The 16,281-nt window shown below is 50.7% G+C and carries 15 protein-coding genes and 1 pseudogene; 6 read left to right on the top strand and 10 right to left on the bottom strand.

Going from position 1 to position 16,281, the window contains the following annotated elements:
- Positions 1–63 precede the first annotated feature (63 nt).
- Entirely contained in the window at positions 64–1,149 is a 1,086-nt protein-coding gene (locus HRM2_RS21115) for a TRAP transporter substrate-binding protein (RefSeq protein ID WP_015906072.1), read from the bottom strand.
- 277 nt (positions 1,150–1,426) lie between these two features.
- On the opposite strand from HRM2_RS21115, the gene HRM2_RS21110 reads away from it, so the two are divergent.
- Together HRM2_RS21110 and HRM2_RS21105 are read left to right on the top strand one after the other, a co-directional pair.
- Complete coding sequence (locus HRM2_RS21110; RefSeq protein ID WP_148214684.1) at positions 1,427–1,723, top strand: zinc-dependent peptidase; 297 nt, start codon at positions 1,427–1,429, stop codon at positions 1,721–1,723.
- Between the two features lie 162 nt (positions 1,724–1,885).
- Complete coding sequence (locus tag HRM2_RS21105; protein WP_232364097.1) at positions 1,886–2,890, top strand: carbonic anhydrase; 1,005 nt, start codon at positions 1,886–1,888, stop codon at positions 2,888–2,890.
- Positions 2,891–2,963: 73 nt separating this feature from the next.
- On the opposite strand, the pseudogene HRM2_RS21100 reads toward HRM2_RS21105, so the two are convergent.
- The 8 genes and pseudogenes from HRM2_RS21100 to HRM2_RS21065 all read right to left on the bottom strand — a co-directional run.
- Positions 2,964–3,530 (bottom strand): annotated as a pseudogene (locus HRM2_RS21100) (DsbA family oxidoreductase); the annotation flags it as partial.
- A 60-nt stretch (positions 3,531–3,590) separates the two neighbouring features.
- Positions 3,591–4,868 carry a glycerophosphodiester phosphodiesterase family protein gene (locus tag HRM2_RS21095; RefSeq protein WP_015906068.1) on the bottom strand — a complete coding sequence of 426 codons (1,278 nt, stop codon included), beginning with the start codon at positions 4,866–4,868 and terminating at the stop codon, positions 3,591–3,593.
- A 91-nt stretch (positions 4,869–4,959) separates the two neighbouring features.
- Complete coding sequence (locus tag HRM2_RS21090; RefSeq protein WP_015906067.1) at positions 4,960–6,012, bottom strand: 2-oxoacid:ferredoxin oxidoreductase subunit beta; 1,053 nt, start codon at positions 6,010–6,012, stop codon at positions 4,960–4,962.
- Entirely contained in the window at positions 6,009–7,856 is a 1,848-nt protein-coding gene (locus HRM2_RS21085) for a 2-oxoacid:acceptor oxidoreductase subunit alpha (RefSeq protein ID WP_015906066.1), read from the bottom strand. The genes HRM2_RS21090 and HRM2_RS21085 overlap by 4 nt, the downstream gene beginning before the upstream one ends.
- Complete coding sequence (locus HRM2_RS21080) at positions 7,853–9,589, bottom strand: FAD-dependent oxidoreductase (RefSeq protein ID WP_041273411.1); 1,737 nt, start codon at positions 9,587–9,589, stop codon at positions 7,853–7,855. The genes HRM2_RS21085 and HRM2_RS21080 overlap by 4 nt, the downstream gene beginning before the upstream one ends.
- Positions 9,590–9,854: 265 nt before the next feature.
- Positions 9,855–10,943, bottom strand: a complete 1,089-nt coding sequence (locus tag HRM2_RS21075) for an Lrp/AsnC ligand binding domain-containing protein (protein ID WP_015906064.1) — start codon at positions 10,941–10,943, stop codon at positions 9,855–9,857.
- Positions 10,944–10,945: 2 nt separating this feature from the next.
- Complete coding sequence (locus HRM2_RS21070; protein WP_041273410.1) at positions 10,946–11,593, bottom strand: metallophosphoesterase family protein; 648 nt, start codon at positions 11,591–11,593, stop codon at positions 10,946–10,948.
- The gene (locus HRM2_RS21065) at positions 11,583–11,999 is read right to left on the bottom strand and encodes a metal-dependent transcriptional regulator (protein WP_015906062.1); all 417 of its coding nucleotides are present in this window, start codon (positions 11,997–11,999) and stop codon (positions 11,583–11,585) included. Before HRM2_RS21065 ends, HRM2_RS21070 begins: the two co-directional genes overlap by 11 nt.
- A gap of 171 nt (positions 12,000–12,170) precedes the next feature.
- On the opposite strand from HRM2_RS21065, the gene HRM2_RS21060 reads away from it, so the two are divergent.
- The 4 genes from HRM2_RS21060 to HRM2_RS21050 all read left to right on the top strand — a co-directional run bounded on the left by HRM2_RS21060 (position 12,171) and on the right by HRM2_RS21050 (position 15,455).
- Positions 12,171–12,404, top strand: a complete 234-nt coding sequence (locus tag HRM2_RS21060; RefSeq protein WP_015906061.1) for a FeoA family protein — start codon at positions 12,171–12,173, stop codon at positions 12,402–12,404.
- Position 12,405: 1 nt separating this feature from the next.
- Positions 12,406–14,571: a ferrous iron transport protein B gene (gene feoB, locus HRM2_RS21055; RefSeq protein WP_015906060.1), complete on the top strand. Its 2,166-nt coding sequence runs from the start codon at positions 12,406–12,408 to the stop codon at positions 14,569–14,571.
- A gap of 16 nt (positions 14,572–14,587) precedes the next feature.
- Positions 14,588–14,746 (top strand): FeoB-associated Cys-rich membrane protein, encoded by a 159-nt coding sequence (locus HRM2_RS26245; RefSeq protein WP_083776629.1) that lies wholly within the window; start codon positions 14,588–14,590, stop codon positions 14,744–14,746.
- Between the two features lie 118 nt (positions 14,747–14,864).
- A complete protein-coding gene (locus tag HRM2_RS21050) occupies positions 14,865–15,455 on the top strand; it encodes a hypothetical protein (RefSeq protein ID WP_015906059.1) in 591 nt (196 codons plus the stop codon).
- 73 nt (positions 15,456–15,528) lie between these two features.
- On the opposite strand, the gene HRM2_RS21045 is transcribed toward HRM2_RS21050, so the two are convergent.
- Positions 15,529–16,062 (bottom strand): YkgJ family cysteine cluster protein, encoded by a 534-nt coding sequence (locus HRM2_RS21045; RefSeq protein WP_015906058.1) that lies wholly within the window; start codon positions 16,060–16,062, stop codon positions 15,529–15,531.
- Between the last annotated feature and the right edge of the window lie 219 nt (positions 16,063–16,281).

Below are 16,281 nucleotides of genomic sequence, written 5' to 3'. Positions count from 1 at the left end.
ATTTCAAGGCTTTCGGCAGAATTTGCCGAAAGCCCGGGTTATCATCATGGTCCGGTAGTTGGATCACTTTACCTGGGACAGCATGTCATTGGCATATTTTATGGTTTCATCAATGATGGCGTCTGCCCTGTCACCAACAACCTTTTCTGCTTCGTCGGCATCTTTCAGTGTTTTTTCTACCCATTCCTTGCCGATTTTATCGGTGATGAATTCAAGGCCTGCAGGCTGTGCCAGTGCACGGAACTGTGCCAACTCTTCCAGGGTGGGTTTGTATACCTCCATGCCCTTTGCCTTGAGTACAGACAGACCTTGGATGTTAGCCTCCTGGCTGAATCCGTTGTGGGTGCGTGCCAGCACCTTTGCGGCCTCAAGAACAACCGTCTGCTGGGCCGGTGTCAGTTTTTTCGTAAAAAACTGATCGTTGATGAAAATAAACAGCGGATTGTACAGGTGGCCATCGAGCACCATATACTTTTGAACCTCGTAGAACTTCATGTCGTTGATCAGGACAATGGGGCACTCCATCCCGTCAACAACTTTCTGCTGCAGTGCCATGTAAAGCTCACCAAACGGCAGTGGCGTGGGATCTGCTCCCAAAGCTTTTACCATGGACATGTGGGCAGGGTTCTGCATGGTTCTGATTTTCAACCCTTTCATGTCTTGGGGTGTTTTGATGGGCCGGATGGTATCGGTAAAGTGGCGGTATCCGTTTTCTGAGGTAGCCAGGATTCGAACTCCGGATTTTTCCAGAAAAGCCTCCTTGAACTCCTGGGCGGTTTTGCTCTCAAAGAATTCCCATGCCGCAGGAGCGCTGCTGAACAAAAACGGGATGTCGTAGAGCATGACGGTCGGGAGAAAGCCCGGCACAGGACCCGATGTCAGGGTTCCCATCTGGATGGTTCCCATGCGGATTCCCTCAAGGGCTTCGCGTTCATCACCGAGTTTTCTGGCATGGAATGCCTGGATTTCGACTTCACCGTTGGTTCCCTTTTCTACGAGATACTTGAACACCTTAACCGCTTTGACAGTTCTGTTGTCCGGGGCCTCCGGGCCGGCATTGGCCAGCTTTATAACTGTTTTAGCAACAGCGCTATTTAACGGCAGGGTTATGAGAACAGCTGCTGTCAGCAGTATAACAAGTCTTTTCATGGATGAGGCTCCTTTTGTTCTTTTCAATTAACGGGTTTCACAACACCAAGGTTCGTTGTCCTGCTAAAGTCTAATCCCGTTGTCCCAGAGGACTTGGTCTGTCGCTGGAAGATCCTTGCTGCAAAAACAAATAAAAATACGAGTGAATAACAATCGCGTGGGGGGTTGTCAACATTTTCCCCATTGTCGCGTCAAATAAAGCAGTTATGACCTTTTCCGGCAATACATGGGTTTTTGCATGGCCATGCCTTTTGATGGGTAATTGTTTGGTCTTGACATGGGAGATGGTGTTGCAGACGGAACGCCTGAACTTCATCATCTGGATCAATACAGAATCTGGGCAACGGTCTTTTCCCAAGCGTTTTTTGAATTGCGCAGTCTGTCGGAAAAGGGCAAAAAATTGTCCGTGTGCAAGGTGCAAAAAATTCTGAAATCGGAGCGTACTGCTGTACGTGAGGATGGCCGTTGTGGTGATGCCTTTGGTTCAATAATAAGCCCGTTGCAAAAAACCGCAATAAAAGAAAAATCCGGCCGGGTTCAACATGCCAAATCTTCTGTATCTATTTTTGTTTAAGTCCCTAAAATAATTTTGAGTATGGGGTTGCCTTGGCATGGAATGAATGGTAATTAGAAAAGATTTTGTGTTCATGGGAATGGCACCATGGTCCGCCGGAATGACAATCATTGTGACAAACCGTGACGAGAGAACATTGATATTAACCCGGGAGAATATTTGATGAAAAAACATACCCTTAAAATTGTCTTAGCCGCTTATTTTATAACCATGGTGATCGCCATCTCCATCTTTAATGGTGAACCTTCAGACAAGGCGATGGGTGAGGCCGTACACGCCCAGGCTGGGGATATAACTCACCAGGAGGTCGCGGAGGTCGCGGTTGAGACCCAGGAAGATGGAAAAATAGCGGCTGAAAAACAGGCCTACCTGACAGCAGCCCTTGAGACCATTGCCAGCGTTGATCACAGGGCGCCTGCAGTGGCTGATAATGAAAACAACCCCTTTGCCGGAAAGCCTTCACCAGACATGGCCATTGCCCAACTGCAACAGGGAAATTCCCGTTTTGTTGCCGGTGAGATGACCCACCCCAACCTTGATGCCGACCGGCTGGCCCAGGCCGGCAGTGAAAATCAGGGGGACCATGCCTTTGCCACGGTGATTACCTGCTCAGACTCGAGGGTTCCTGTGGAGAGCCTGTTTGATGCCGGAATCATGGATATCTTTGTTGTTCGTGTTGCCGGAAATGTGTGTGATGTGGATGAAAGGGGCTCCATTGAATATGGCCTTGCCCATGTTAAAACGCCGGTGCTGGTTGTGCTGGGTCATACCCAGTGCGGCGCGGTTACGGCAGTCACCCATGCTGTTCAGGGGCGTGGCCATGAACTGGAAAGAAATATTCCGGCCCTTGTGGACAATATAGAACCTGCTGTACGAAGGGCCATGGCCCTGCATCCTGATCTTAACGGAGATGCCGTTATTCCGGCTGCCATTGAAGAAAATATCTGGCTGGGCATTGAGGAGCTTTTCATGGAGAGCCCCGTGATCAGAGGCTTTGTAAAAGAAAAATTTGCAAAGGTGGTGGGTGCCATCTACGATGTGGGAACGGGCAAGGTCACCTGGCTGCCCGAAGATACAACCTTTGATATTCTGGAAAAGGTTGAAGCCAACCCGGAAAGAGCACTCCTTGAAGGCGGTGCTAAAAGCCATGGGGAGAGCCATTCCTAGTCGTTGGTTGATCCGGGTGTCAAAATCCGTCGAGGGCGGACTTAAGGTCCGCCCTTTTTTAAAAGTTGTTGTGTCAACGTCCGTTGATCCTATGTTTTTCAACCAGTCGAGCAAGCACTTCATAGGGCTGGGCACCAACCAGCTTGTCCAAACCAAGCCTGAAGGTTGGAACGGCAGTGATCCCGGCTTTTTTTGAAAGTTCCCAGTCTGCATCAACGGCAGCAGAAAAGCGCCTTTGATCAATGATGGATGCCCCCTCCCTGGGATCCAGATCCGCCCCTTTGATCAGATCCAGCAGAACCTGTCGTTCAGCAATGTTTTTACCATCCACAAAATAGGCTTTAAACGCCTCCATATGAAACTGATGGCCGCGACCTCTGGTTTCGGCCCAGAGTCCGACTTCCTGGGCAAGGCGGCTGTTATAGGTCATTTTTCTTCGCCCCATTGCAAGCCCTAACCGGGATGCCGTGGTCCTCAGATGGGCCATGACCTCATCCACATCCATTTCTATCCCCTTTTTTTTAAAAAGCGCTTCCAGGGTGCATCCCTGTTCAGGTGTGTCCGGGTGCAGGGGAAAGGCCCGCCATTTGATGGGAATGCCATAGGTCTTTTTGATTTTTTCAATACGCCCGGTAATGAAGTAGCACCAGGGTCAGACATAGTCTGAAAAGATTTCAAGTGTCAAAGTTGAATCAGTCATTTAAAGTCCCTTGCAATTGGCATAAAAGGTAACCGTTGCCGGCCAGTCGGAAAAGATGCCAAGGATACCGACCTCCTGGGCCAGGACATCCAGGGCCACCAGCATATCTCCGTCGTTGTTGATGGCATCTTTGATGGTCTGGTAGTACCATCCACCGCCGGTTTTGAGTAGGCCCGAGCGTTCAAGGGTCCAGGTGATGATGTCAAGTCCGGCTGCTTTTGCACGTTTGGCATAGGTGGACGGAACGATCTTGCCGTTTTTGTCAATTGCCAGGAGCATCCACATGGGCGGTGCAATGATTCTCACATTCTGGGCAAAGAGTTCGTCCATGGTCGGGGACCAGGTGTCCGGCCGGGTGATGTCAAAATTTTTATCCCCATCCCGACCGTCCAGGTAAACCGCCTGTCTCCCGAACTGGGGGTCGTTTTTCAGCCAGTAGATCACGTCGCCCAGGTTAAAAGACTGGGGAAAAACCTGATCCGGCGCAATCCCCGCCTTTTTGTATTCGTCGATCATCTGCTGGGCATATTTCGCCTGGGTGTAATTGCCGTCAAAGGGCATGGTCACGTCGGGCGCTTTCAGTTCGGGTGTCATCTTCATGCCCAGCCGCTTGAACAGTTCAATGCTTTCGGCATGGGTCATGAGGGTGCCCCTGGCCGTGTAGAGATCCGTGCGCCAACTCGGTGTTGCGTCCATGAATGCTTCCACGGTTGTGGCACTGGGATTTGAAGCGTCCATTTTGCCCTTGAGTCTTTTAAACTCCCCAAGGGTGATATCGCTGGTGCAGCATTTGGCAGATGCCGGTTTGATGAGTTTTCCCGTTTCAGGGTCAAACACAGCCGGGGTAAAGGGTTCAGAACATTTGGCTGCAAGCTCTGGAACGGCAAGGATGTTGGTGGTGGTTGCAAGGTCGCACTGGGAGTGGCGGCAGACCAGCTGTCTGTCCCGGGTAAAGGTGACATCACACTCGCAGATACCGGCTCCCATGGCGGCGGCGGCTTCGTAGGATTCCCGGGTATGCTCGGGAAATTGCATTGAAGCCCCACGGTGGCCAATGGAAAAGTCGGTTCGGTAAAAGGGTCCGTCAATGCAATCGCCAAGGGTTTTCTTGAGCAGGCTGTCGTCCATGTCATTGACAAGGTAAGCGGGGCGTGGGCCAAGCTGGGCCGTGGATTTATCCCCACATTTTTTCCCCTGTTCTGCAAACGCCGGAGCGTCTGCACACAGTAAGGCTACCAAGATAGCCATGGTGAAAACAACCGATTTTGTCATGTTCATCACAATCCTCCTTTTGCGTTGGGCGTTCAAATGGACACGAAGGGCTGAAACGGGTGTTGGCACCTGGGAAAAGGTAACTTTGCCCCTTGTATCATCTGTAATTTTCAAGAATTTGTCCCAGGGCATTGTCTCCCGGGCAGAGCTGCTCTTCCGTCAGGGAATTAAGCGGGGCGTTGGTTGTTTTGAGAATCGCGTGGGTGTCCTCGGCTTCGTTGTTGACATGGAAAAGGCCAGTGAGAAGGTGCCCCTCTTCCCGGTGACGTTCCAGGGCGTCAATGGCAGAGCGTCGGTTGGTGACGTCAATGGCTGCATCGTCCTTGCACAGTTGGATAACACCCCCGTCATGCATGGTCACCTTCTGGGTGGTTCCCCGGGGATAGCAGGTGGTGATTTCATGCCTGGGCGGTATGAAATCAACCGTGGCAGTGGCCTCCATGTGGTCCCGCACCCATTGGTAACTTTTGGTTGATGTTGCTGTGTTGTTAAAGGTGACGCAGGGTGAGATTACATCCACCAGGGCAAACCCCCCATGCTTCAAGGCGCCTTTCAAAAGGGGGACCAGTTGCTCCTTATCGCCTGAAAATCCCCGGGCGACATACCCTGCGCCCAGTTGAATTGCAAGTTCGCAAAGATCAATGGCCTCAAAGGGATTGGGATGGCCTTTTCTGCTGGTTGACCCCCTGTCAGCCGTTGCTGAATCCTGGCCCTTGGTCAGGCCGTAGCACCCGTTGTTCATGACAATATAGGTCATGTTGAGGTTGCGCCGCACAATGTGGACAAATTGCCCCATACCAATGGATGCCGTATCCCCGTCACCGGACACGCCGATATAGACAAGATCCCGGTTGGCCAGGTTGGCGCCGGTTGCGATGGAGGGCATGCGGCCGTGGACTGAGTTGAATCCATGGGATTTCCCAAGGAAATAGGCCGGCGTTTTGGACGAACAGCCAATGCCGGACATCTTGACCACCCCATGGGGGGGGATGGAGAGCTCAAAGCACGCCTGGATGATGGCATTGGTGATGGAATCATGGCCGCATCCTGCACAGAGTGTGGAATCGGCTCCTTCATAATCCTGCCGGGTATGGCCGAGATCATTTTTAGGCAGATCGGGATGGCGGAAAACGGGGCGGTGTGGACTCATTTGTCACCTCCTTGAAGGGGCTGGGTTACAGGCGGTGCGGGCGATTTTATTGTCTGCTCCAGGGCTTTGATAATATAGGCTGCAGTGACGGGCATACTGTCGATATTGGTGATGGCAACCAGCCTGTCCGGGTTGATATGACACTCGTTGATGATGAGGGACCGTAACTGGCCATCCCGGTTCTGTTCAATGACAAAGGTCTTTGTGTGGCGGTTGATAAAGTCAGCCACCTGATCCTGGAAGGGAAAGCTTCGAATCCTGAGGGTGTTGACGATAATGCCCTGGTCAGCAAGCTGTTCAAAGGCCTCAAGGGCTGACTGGGTGGTGGTGCCGCAGAAAACAGCTCCCCAGGGAGTCGCGTCGTCGTTGATGGTGATGTATGGCTCGGGCACCAGGGACTTTGCCGTGGCCCATTTTCGGTTGAGCCGCTCCATGCACCGTTTGTAGGCCTGTTCATCTTCGGTATAGGCAGCATATTCATCATGGGACGAACCCCGGGTAAAGTAGGCCCCCTTGTCGGGGTGGGTGGCCGGGTAGGTTCTATAGCATATGCCATCCTTATCTATATCAAGATACCTGCCGAATTTCTCAGTCAGGGATTCCAGCTGGTCATAATTGAGCACCTTTCCCCTATCAAAGGTCTGGGTGTCATCCCAGTGCATGGGCGTGCAGACATGGTCGTTCATGCCAAGGTCCAGGTCGGTCATCATGATTACAGGGGTTTGAAGTCTTTCGGCAAGATCAAAGCTTTTCGCCGCCATTTCAAAACACTCGTTGGGGTCACAGGGAAATAGCAGGACATGGCGTGTATCCCCGTGGGAGGCGTAGGCTGCCGGCAGAATATCAGACTGCTGGCTCCTGGTGGGCATTCCCGTGCTTGGTCCTGTGCGTTGTACATCAATTAACACCACGGGGATTTCCGCAAAATAGGCAAGTCCGAGTAGTTCGTTCATCAGGGACAGTCCTGGACCAGAGGTTGCGGTAAAGGCTCTGGCTCCGTTCCACGAGGCGCCCACGGCGATTCCCAGGGCCGATAGCTCGTCTTCGGCCTGGATAATGGCGGCCCTCCGGTTGCCCGACCCATCGAGTCGGTACTTGCGGGTGAACTTGTCAAAGGCATCGATCACAGAGGTGGACGGGGTGATGGGGTACCAGCCGACAACGGTGGCTCCGCCGTAAACGGCCCCGAGCCCGGTGGCTGTGTTGCCGTCCATCATGATATGGTCGGTGAGCTGTCCTCTGGATTTTATGGAGAGCTGGCAGAGGTCATGGCAGTGTGCGGTGGCATACTCAAACCCAAGTTCAAGGGCTTTGATGTTGGGTTCTGCCAGTTTGGGTTTTTTGATGAACTGTTTTGTGATGGAATCCTTTAGAACCGAAAAGTCCATGTCCAGGAGATAGGCCAGTGCCCCCACATAGAGAATGTTTTTGAGCAACTGGCGAAGCTTTGGACTTGAGATCTCACGGTTGCAGATTTCCGTCAACGGAATGGGAACAGGCGTGATGTCGTCCCTCTGGAAGCTTTCGTCAAGGGGCCTTGTGGAGTCGTAGAGAAAATAGCCGCCGGGCAGGAGACCGTCATAATCTTTTTTTAAGGTCTGGCCGTTGATGGCCACAATAAAGTCGTACCCCCCCCGGCGGCCCAAATGGCCCCTGTCATTGACCCGGACTTCATACCAGGTGGGAAGTCCCTGGATGTTGGATGGGAAAATATTTTTCGGAGCCACCGGCACTCCCATTCGAAAAACAGCCTTGGCAAAGAGGTTGTTGGCGCTGGCAGAACCGGAACCGTTTACATTGGCAAAACGGATAACAAAATCATTTATACCCTGGATTTTCATCATTTTTCACCTGCCCTGGCACCGTCGTACCTGAATTTGAGCATATCCCATGCCGTTGTCGGGCATCTTTCTGCGCAGAGTCCGCAATGGAGGCAGACATTCTCGTCCTTGACCATGACCCTCCCCGTGGGAAGCGGGGCAGACACATACAACTGCTGGGAGAGATTGTCTGCTGGGATGGAAAGGGCCTTACGCAGACTTGCCTCGTCCTGGTTTTTCAAAAAGTTGATGCAGGTGGTGGGACAGACATCCACACAGGCGTCGCACTCGATGCATTCAGCAGCGGTAAAGACTGTTTGAACGTCGCAGTTGAGACAACGCAGGGCCTCTTTTTGGCCGACTTTCTGGTCAAAACCAAGCTCCACCTCCATGAGGCGGTCCTTGATGGATTTAACGGTTGGTACCATGGGAACTATCTGGCGCTGGTCGTCGGAGATGGCACTGTTGTAGATCCAGTCTTTGAAGCCCATTTTCTGGCCGTCAAGGGTGGTTTTGACAGGGGGGCGGTCCCTGGGATCTTTCCCCCGGCAGAAGAGATCAATGGATATGGCGGCTTCATGTCCATGGGCCACGGCCGTGATGACGTTTTTGGGTCCAAACGCTGCATCACCACCAAAAAAGATTTGTTCCATGTTGGACTGAAAGGTGGTCTTGTCCACCTGGGGACGCCCTCGACTGTCAAAGATCAGCCCCACCTCGGGTTCGATCCAGGGAAAGGCATTTTCCTGGCCCACGGCAAGCAGTACTTCATCGCAGGGGACGAAAACCGGTGCCGATTCCTTGGCGAGGTCCTGGAAGTTCATTCCCGTCAACCGGCCGTTTTCCACCACAAAATCCAGGGGCGACAGGTGTTCTAAAATGGGGATGTCTTCACTCACAGCGTCTTCTATCTCCCAGGCAGAGGCCTTCATTTTTTCACGACTGCCGCGAATAACCACCTTGACATCTTCCCCGCCCATCCTGCGGGCCGTTCTGCAGCAGTCCATGGCCGTATTGCCACCGCCAATGACAAGGGTGGTGTGGCCGGTCTTTGTTCGGTGACCATACTGAACACCTGCAAGCCATTGAATGCCGATGTGGATGAAGGCATCTCCCTCCTTTCTACCCGGCAGATCCAGATCCCTTCCCCTTGGCGCACCCGTGCCGATGAAGAAGGCATCATAGGCTTTTTTCAGGAATGATGCCATGCTCGATACATAGGTATTAAAATGGGTGGTTACTCCCATGCCCAGGATGTAGTTGACCTCTTCATCCAACACTTTTTTGGGTAATCGGAATGAGGGAACCTGACTTCTGATGAACCCGCCTGCCGCGGTCTGGTCGTCATAGAGGTCGATGGAATATCCCAGGGGTAAAAGATCCCGGGCCACGGTAAGTGAGGCCGGTCCACCGCCGATCAGGGCTATTTTTTTGCCGTTTTTCCGGGTGGGGACCTTGGGCAGCCGCTGGGTGATTTCGTCTCTGTTGTCGGCGCATACCCTTTTCAAGCGGCAGATGGCCACTGCATTTTTTTCCACCCGCATCCGACGGCAGGCAGGTTCGCAGGGCCTGTCACACACCCTGCCCAAGATTCCGGGAAAAACATTTGACTCCCAGTTGATCATGTAGGCGTCGGTGTATCTTTTTTCCGCAATCAGTCTGATATATTCCGGCACCGGGGTGTGGGCAGGACAGGCAAATTGGCAGTCAATCACTTGGTGAAAATATTCAGGATCATTGATGTCTGTTGGGTTCAATACCTTTTCTCCTGCTGGGGGTTGATAAAACGGCATTACACCGCCATTTAAAATTCTATTTTAAATCATTCAACTTTTGGACTTCAATTTCGATGATCGGGGTCATGCTTGTGTTATTATGCTTTTGACAATATCTTGCCCCCCGTTCTAAGCCGAACAAAAGTGCAATAATGCAAGCGTACCCCCATGTAAACAGCCAATCCCGACAGTTGAGTAAATCATAATACGGGGTGATTGGGAAGTGCAAAATAAGGGTCCATCCAGGTTAAGGCGTGAAAACATCCTTGACCTTGGACATGCCCGGGATAATGGTGTGGGTTCTGTTGATCCCTTCAATCCGCCGGATGTTCCGATCCACATATTCTGCAATTGTTTCGGCATCCGAGGTCAGGAAATCGCGTTTTAAAACCATCTTCACCAGTATGTCGTAGATGCCGTGGACCGAATGAACCTCCTGTATGCCGTCCAGGACAAATAGTTTTTCGGCCACCTGACTTTGGGTTGTGGTGTCAATATTGATCAAGACAAAGGCTGTAACATTGCGTTTCATTTCCGGGTAGTCAGGCGTTTTTTTCTCAAGCATCTGTTTGCGAAACGCCTCCATGTTTTTGGGGATGAGTTGATCAATGCCGATGCCATACCTGCAATTGGCGCTGCGGTCCCATCGGTTGAATGAAATATAGGCGTAAAGGTCTGAAATGGTTCGTTTCGGAAAATACTTGTTCAGACCACCGCTTGCGATGATGGCGGTCATGGGTGTGAAAATGGTGTTGTACCAGTCCTTGGCCGCCTTTTTCAGGTCGCAGTCCCTGCCTGAAACGCCTGCCAGGTATACCTGGTGTTTCTGGATCTGCTTTTTGAGGAACTTGTATTTTCCCACCTCGGTCAGGTCTATCTTACCGATCAGGCCGGTTGCCTTATAGAAATTTTTTCGCTCGATGTATAGCAGGTTTTCCATGGTGTTCTTGCCCGACAAAAGTTCCACTACCTTGGCCTGGATATCTGTCCAGCCAAGTTCTTTGGCCGACGCCACCCGGTGATTTCCGTCGACCACATAGTACTCATTACGGATCTGGTAAAGGGTTATGGGCGGTAATGCACCGCCTTCACGCATGGTCCGCTTGATTTCCTTAAATCGTTTGCCGGACACATGTCGCTTGGGTCGGAATCTGGAGTCAAAATCATGGTATTTCCCCACGCTGCCGATGATGTTCTCAAGGGCTATGGTCCGAATGCCGTGGTCAATGAACTCCACATCTTCTTCCTGGGCCTGTTGTTCGTTGAAAGAGCTGACATGGTCACCTCCTTGATTTATCAACCGGGTGCCCAGCAGGCGTTTGAAAAAATCTATCATGGTTAAACCTCTATAATTGTATACCCGCAGGTATTGATGATCTTTGTGTGAGAGATCTGTGTCATCCGGGCGTTAAAGCTGTCAAATGCCCGGTGGATATGGCCGTGGATTAGATAATCGGGCCGCTGTTTTTCCATGAGGCGGTTAAAGCTTTCAAACCCCATGTGACAAAGGTCTTCCCGGTCATGGATGTGACGGGGGGAAGCATGGGTGACGATCATGTGGATCGGTCGTTTCCGCCAGATCTGGAACCCCATCCAGAATATGATCTTTTTCATCATTTTGTCCGTGTACTGGTTGGGCCCGCCATTATACCACATGGAGCCTTCCAGTCCCAGGATGTTCAAAGAACCCATTGACATAATCCTGGCGTGGATGTTTTCACATCCCATGGGGTTGGAGACCGTATACCGCAGGTCGTGGTTGCCCTTTACATAAAACAGGGGGCGTTCCAGTCGCTCCCGTAAAAACGATAGGTATTCCGGAGCCATATCCCCGCAGGAGATGATCAGGTCTATGGGGGGTAACTGCCCTGTTTCCACCCGAAGGGTCAGTTCGCTGTCAATATAGTCCGACAGGGTCAAAAGGGTTAGATTGTGTTTTTTACCCAAGGTCTTTAACGGGCTTTGCCCGGTTTTGTCAGGTATCATGGTGCAGGTCACTGTGGGGGCAGGTATCAATTTTCTTGACAAAGGCTTTGAATTTGTCAAACACCTGCTTGTCCATGGCGTGTTCCATCCGGCAGGCCGTGCGGTCTGCCGTTTCAGCATCAACGTTCAATATCCTGTATAAAAAATCCTTTAAAAAAACATGGCGTCGCTCTATTTCCAGGGCTCGTTTTTTTCCTTCAGGGGTGAGGGTAACGTAGCCATAGGGCTCATAGTTGACAAGATCGCTATTGGCAAGTTTTTTCAATGTCCCTGTAACAGAGCCACGCTTAATGTTGAGCCGTTGGGCGATATCCTTGGACCTTGCCACTGTGTTTGCCCGCTGCAGTGCAAGAATGGTCTCAAGGTAATCCTCAAGGCTTTCTGAAAGCCCGGGTTTTTTTATCATGTTGCTGCCTCCGCGGTGTTTAAAAAAATAAGTTTATAATTGCCTATTTAATAAGTCAAACACTTGTTGTCTAACCTCGACTTACTTTGTTGTTGACATGAAATAAAGTTAGTCTTATAAAACATTTTAATCTTATGGCAGTGGACATTTTTTAGAATACAAGGAGGAAGTATGGGAACGGTTAGTCTAAGGCAGATGGTGGTGAACCAAACGGGAGTTATCTCCCGTGTAACGGCAGACGGTGAACTTGGCAGAAGGGTTCGGGACATGGGGTTAATACCGGGAAAAATGATCAAGGTCCAGGGAAGGGCCCCCCTCTACGATCCTGTCTCTTTGAAAATCATGGGATTTACGTTGACACTCAGGAACAACGAGGCAGATCACATAGAAGTCGAGGTGCAATAATATGGAACAGGCAATCGTACTGGCGGGCAATCCAAATTCGGGAAAAACAACCCTTTTTAATGCGTTGACAGGTGCCAGGCAGCATGTTGGCAACTATCCGGGCGTGACCGTTGAAAAAAAACAGGGCACCTGCCTGTCCGAAGCAGGCAGGTTTGAAGTCATTGATCTTCCAGGGACTTATTCTTTGACCGCCTATTCCCTTGAGGAGGTTGTTGCCAGGGATTATATTGTAAATGAAAATCCGCAAATGGTTGTCAACATTGTGGATGCCTCCAACCTTGAAAGGAACCTCTATCTCACCGTGCAGTTTATGGAGATGGGGCTTCCTGTCTGTATTGCCCTGAATATGATGGATGTTGCAAAAAAAAGAGGGGTAAAAATCGATACGGAAAAGCTTTCTCAGTTGCTTAACATTCCTGTGGTTCCCACCGTCGCCCGAACGGGCAAGGGTAAGCAGGAACTCATGAAGGTCATTGCATCCCAGCCGTCCGGTCCTGTTAAACCCCTGGACATCTCCTATGGTCCAGATATTGATCAAGCCCTGGATGGGATGGAACAGATTATTGAATCCGGCGGGTTCCTGACCCATCGCTACAGGGCCAGATGGGTCGGATTGAAATTTTTTGAAAATGACCAGCAGATCATTGAACTTGGACAGAAGCAGGATGAAAAGATTGCCAGTAAGCTTGCTGCCGTTGTTGAGCAAACAACAAAACATCTTCGTTCAACCCTTGATACCCATCCAGAGGGTGTGATTGCCGATCAGCGCTATGGGTATGTCAATTCATTGCTCAGGCAGGGGATTATCCAGATTCACCAGGATGAGAACAGGCTCAGGCTTTCGGACAGGATTGACAGGATTGCAATCCATAGACTCTTCGGCCCCCTTATCATGGCTGCCGTTCTCCTGGGCCTTTACCAGTTCATCTTCACCTATAGCGGAATTCCTGGGGGCTGGCTTGATCTTTTTTTTGGCTGGGTGTCGGGTCTGGTCGATCACACCCTGCCGGGCGGACTTTTCAAATCTTTACTTATGTCGGGGATCATAGACGGGGTCGGTGGGGTTCTAGGGTTTGTGCCCCTGATCATGTTCATGTTTCTTGGAATTTCTTTTCTTGAGGATTCTGGATACCTTGCCCGGATCTCGTTTATGCTGGACCGGGTCTTTAGAATGTTTGGCCTCCACGGCGGTTCGGTCATGGCCTTTATTGTTTCGGGCGGCATTGCCGGAGGCTGTGCCGTTCCCGGTGTCATGGCAACCCGTACCCTGAAGTCTCCAAAGGAAAGGCTGGCAACCCTTTTAACGGTTCCCTTTATGAACTGTGGCGCGAAAATGCCCGTATTTGCCCTGCTGGTGGCGGCTTTTTTTGAGGACAACCAGGCCCAGGTCATGTTGCTGATTACCATGATTTCCTGGATGGGAGCCCTGCTTGTGGCCCGGCTGCTGCGGTCCACGATTATTAAAGGGGAATCGACACCCTTTATCATGGAACTTCCCCCCTATCGATTACCTACCTTAAAGGGACTTTTTATCCATACCTGGGAAAGAACCCGGCAATACATCAAAAAGGCCGGGACGGTTATTTTGGGTATTTCCATTGTTCTTTGGACCATGATGACCTTTCCCGGACTCAATGATATCGAGACCAATGAATTTGAAATCCAGAGGGGAAAAATAACGGCAGGCCTTGGGGGGACGTTGCTCAGCACCCCTTCAATCAAGCAGCAATTGCTTCAGGTTGATGTGGATCAGGCCCGGGCTGAGCTTAAAAATTCCATTGCCGGCCGTATTGGAACTTCCCTTGAGGGCATTACCCGGTTCGCCGGTTTTGACTGGCGGACAAATATCGCACTAATCGGCGGGTTTGCCGCAAAAGAGGTGGTAATTTCCACCCTGGGGACGGCCTATTCCCTGGGTGCGGTTGATCCTGAAGAAACCGTTTCCCTTGCACAAAGGCTTAAGTCAGACCCGGGGTGGACCCCTTTAACGGCATTCAGTTTGATTTTGTTCACTATTTTTTATGCGCCCTGCTTTGTTACTGTGGTCTGTATTGCAAGGGAAACCGGCACCTGGAAATGGGCGGTTTTCTCGGTTGTTTTCAATACCTGTCTGGCATTTGCAATTTCTGCCTTCTTTTATCAGGTGGGACGTTTTATACTGGTTTAAACAAGGAGATGTTCAAATGGATGAAATTATTGTTGGAATTATTGTTGCTGTAGCTATCTTTTATACGATTAAAAGCATTGTGGCTTCCTGCGGGAAAAAGGGCTCCTGTGGCTGTGGCGGTTGTGGGGGGTGTTCTTCAAAGGGAAAATGTACACCCCCTGAAAAGCACGATTGACCAGCATTTATTCCATGGATGCAAACCGCGGACATTAATGTTCAAACTTGCATGGGCGAACAGAATACAGTAAAAGGAGATGTAATTTAAAATAAAGATAAATCCATGGAATTTGCTGATGTATATACCCTTCCACTACCAGGTGTCTGAATATGACTGTGTTCCCACAGCCTTGATCAATGGGGTGAGTTATCTGTACCAGAGAAAGGAGATTCCCCCCATGGTTATCCAGCACATTTATCTCTACTGTCTGGATACCGTGAGCAGGGACGCCCGTTTTGGTGTTGGCGGAACCAGCAAGTATGCGGTCCGGATGCTGGGCAACTGGCTCAGTTCCTATAAAATGAAGAAATTTTCGGTTCAGACGGAATTTCTTGAAAAAAAAGCCGTCACCCTGGACAAGGATGGCCGAATCGTCACCTGCCTTGACGAGGGTGGGATTGTTTTGTGCAATATGCTGCTCACCCCCCGGGAGGAGCATTATATCATGATCATGGCCGTTGATGACGAATGGGTTTACTGTTTTGACTCCTATCGGCGGGTTGCGGTGCGCGGCATGGGAGGACGGGTAAAGGTGCTTAATTCAACCGATGGGCGAAGCCCCAACGTGAAGATTAAACGCCGGTGGTTTGAACAGACGGAAACCAACCGGTTCACTTTGGGTCCGTTCTCCATACGTGAGGGGCTTCTTGTCTGGCGCAATCCCTGAGTGCGATTGTAACCACGGGAATTTTTTTCCGGGGTTGCCCTTGGATCCATGGCTGCACCCATAACGGATCATCCTAGGCTGATTGCCACTCCATGGTAAGGGCCTGGGAGAGAAGGATTCGTTCGGGCAGGGTTCCTGGGTCCAAAACTTCGGTTATCAGCAGGTCGTTTACGGTTGACAAGAGTGTGTTGAGCTGTTCCAGATCCAGGGTAAAAGCCCTTTCAGGTTTTTCCCCGGTTGTGAAATTCAAGGGGCAGTGGTCCATGCGAAAACCCTGTGGGGTTTTTATGAGTATTGGCAGGCCGTGGGTTCTGCATATGACGGGTCGGTGACTGTACATGAGGCATGCACCATCTTCTAACAGGGGGCATTCATCGTCCGGTCCCGCGGTCTCGGCCCGGTGTTGAATTTTTTTCCGGGTTGTCCAGGAGAGGGCGGTGAGGGCCATGTTCAGGGCCAGGGCCTCCACGGGAAAGAGGCTTATGTGACGGCAGCAGCTGCTGCATCCTTTTTGGCAGACAAGGGATTCAGGGTATCTATTTTCGATGTCCCGGCAGAAATGGTCGATTTTTTCTACCAGATTGTGGTAGTTGGACAAAAAAGTCATGGAAAATAAAACCCATCGTATGGTTAAAATAATTAACTTAATTATCGGACTTTGATTTGACGGCAGTTCAGCGAATAGCAATTCACTCGGAACTCCAAAACCCACTAATCAGTATACTCGGATTTTTCCAAAAAATCAAAAATTATGGGATAATTTCATCACTTATGGGTGTGCCGGGCTGCTCCATACAGATGCAACGCTAATTAGAATAGCTATCCT

Source organism: Desulforapulum autotrophicum HRM2 (assembly GCF_000020365.1).
GTDB lineage: Bacteria > Desulfobacterota > Desulfobacteria > Desulfobacterales > Desulfobacteraceae > Desulforapulum > Desulforapulum autotrophicum.
Note: the sequence above shows the minus strand (reverse complement) of the source record. Positions and strands in the feature narration are given on the sequence as shown.

Excerpts from the sequence above, each read along its gene's own strand:
- HRM2_RS21115 (WP_015906072.1), bottom strand. The coding sequence starts at position 1,149 with ATGAAAAGACTTGTTATACTGCTGACAGCAGCTGTTCTCATAACCCTG.
- HRM2_RS21110 (WP_148214684.1), top strand. The coding sequence starts at position 1,427 with ATGGGAGATGGTGTTGCAGACGGAACGCCTGAACTTCATCATCTGGAT.
- HRM2_RS21105 (WP_232364097.1), top strand. The coding sequence starts at position 1,886 with ATGAAAAAACATACCCTTAAAATTGTCTTAGCCGCTTATTTTATAACC.
- HRM2_RS21095 (WP_015906068.1), bottom strand. The coding sequence starts at position 4,868 with ATGAACATGACAAAATCGGTTGTTTTCACCATGGCTATCTTGGTAGCC.
- HRM2_RS21090 (WP_015906067.1), bottom strand. The coding sequence starts at position 6,012 with ATGAGTCCACACCGCCCCGTTTTCCGCCATCCCGATCTGCCTAAAAAT.
- HRM2_RS21085 (WP_015906066.1), bottom strand. The coding sequence starts at position 7,856 with ATGATGAAAATCCAGGGTATAAATGATTTTGTTATCCGTTTTGCCAAT.
- HRM2_RS21075 (WP_015906064.1), bottom strand. The coding sequence starts at position 10,943 with ATGATAGATTTTTTCAAACGCCTGCTGGGCACCCGGTTGATAAATCAA.
- HRM2_RS21070 (WP_041273410.1), bottom strand. The coding sequence starts at position 11,593 with ATGATACCTGACAAAACCGGGCAAAGCCCGTTAAAGACCTTGGGTAAA.
- HRM2_RS21065 (WP_015906062.1), bottom strand. The coding sequence starts at position 11,999 with ATGATAAAAAAACCCGGGCTTTCAGAAAGCCTTGAGGATTACCTTGAG.
- HRM2_RS21060 (WP_015906061.1), top strand. The coding sequence starts at position 12,171 with ATGGGAACGGTTAGTCTAAGGCAGATGGTGGTGAACCAAACGGGAGTT.
- feoB (WP_015906060.1), top strand. The coding sequence starts at position 12,406 with ATGGAACAGGCAATCGTACTGGCGGGCAATCCAAATTCGGGAAAAACA.
- HRM2_RS26245 (WP_083776629.1), top strand. The coding sequence starts at position 14,588 with ATGGATGAAATTATTGTTGGAATTATTGTTGCTGTAGCTATCTTTTAT.
- HRM2_RS21050 (WP_015906059.1), top strand. The coding sequence starts at position 14,865 with ATGTATATACCCTTCCACTACCAGGTGTCTGAATATGACTGTGTTCCC.
- HRM2_RS21045 (WP_015906058.1), bottom strand. The coding sequence starts at position 16,062 with ATGACTTTTTTGTCCAACTACCACAATCTGGTAGAAAAAATCGACCAT.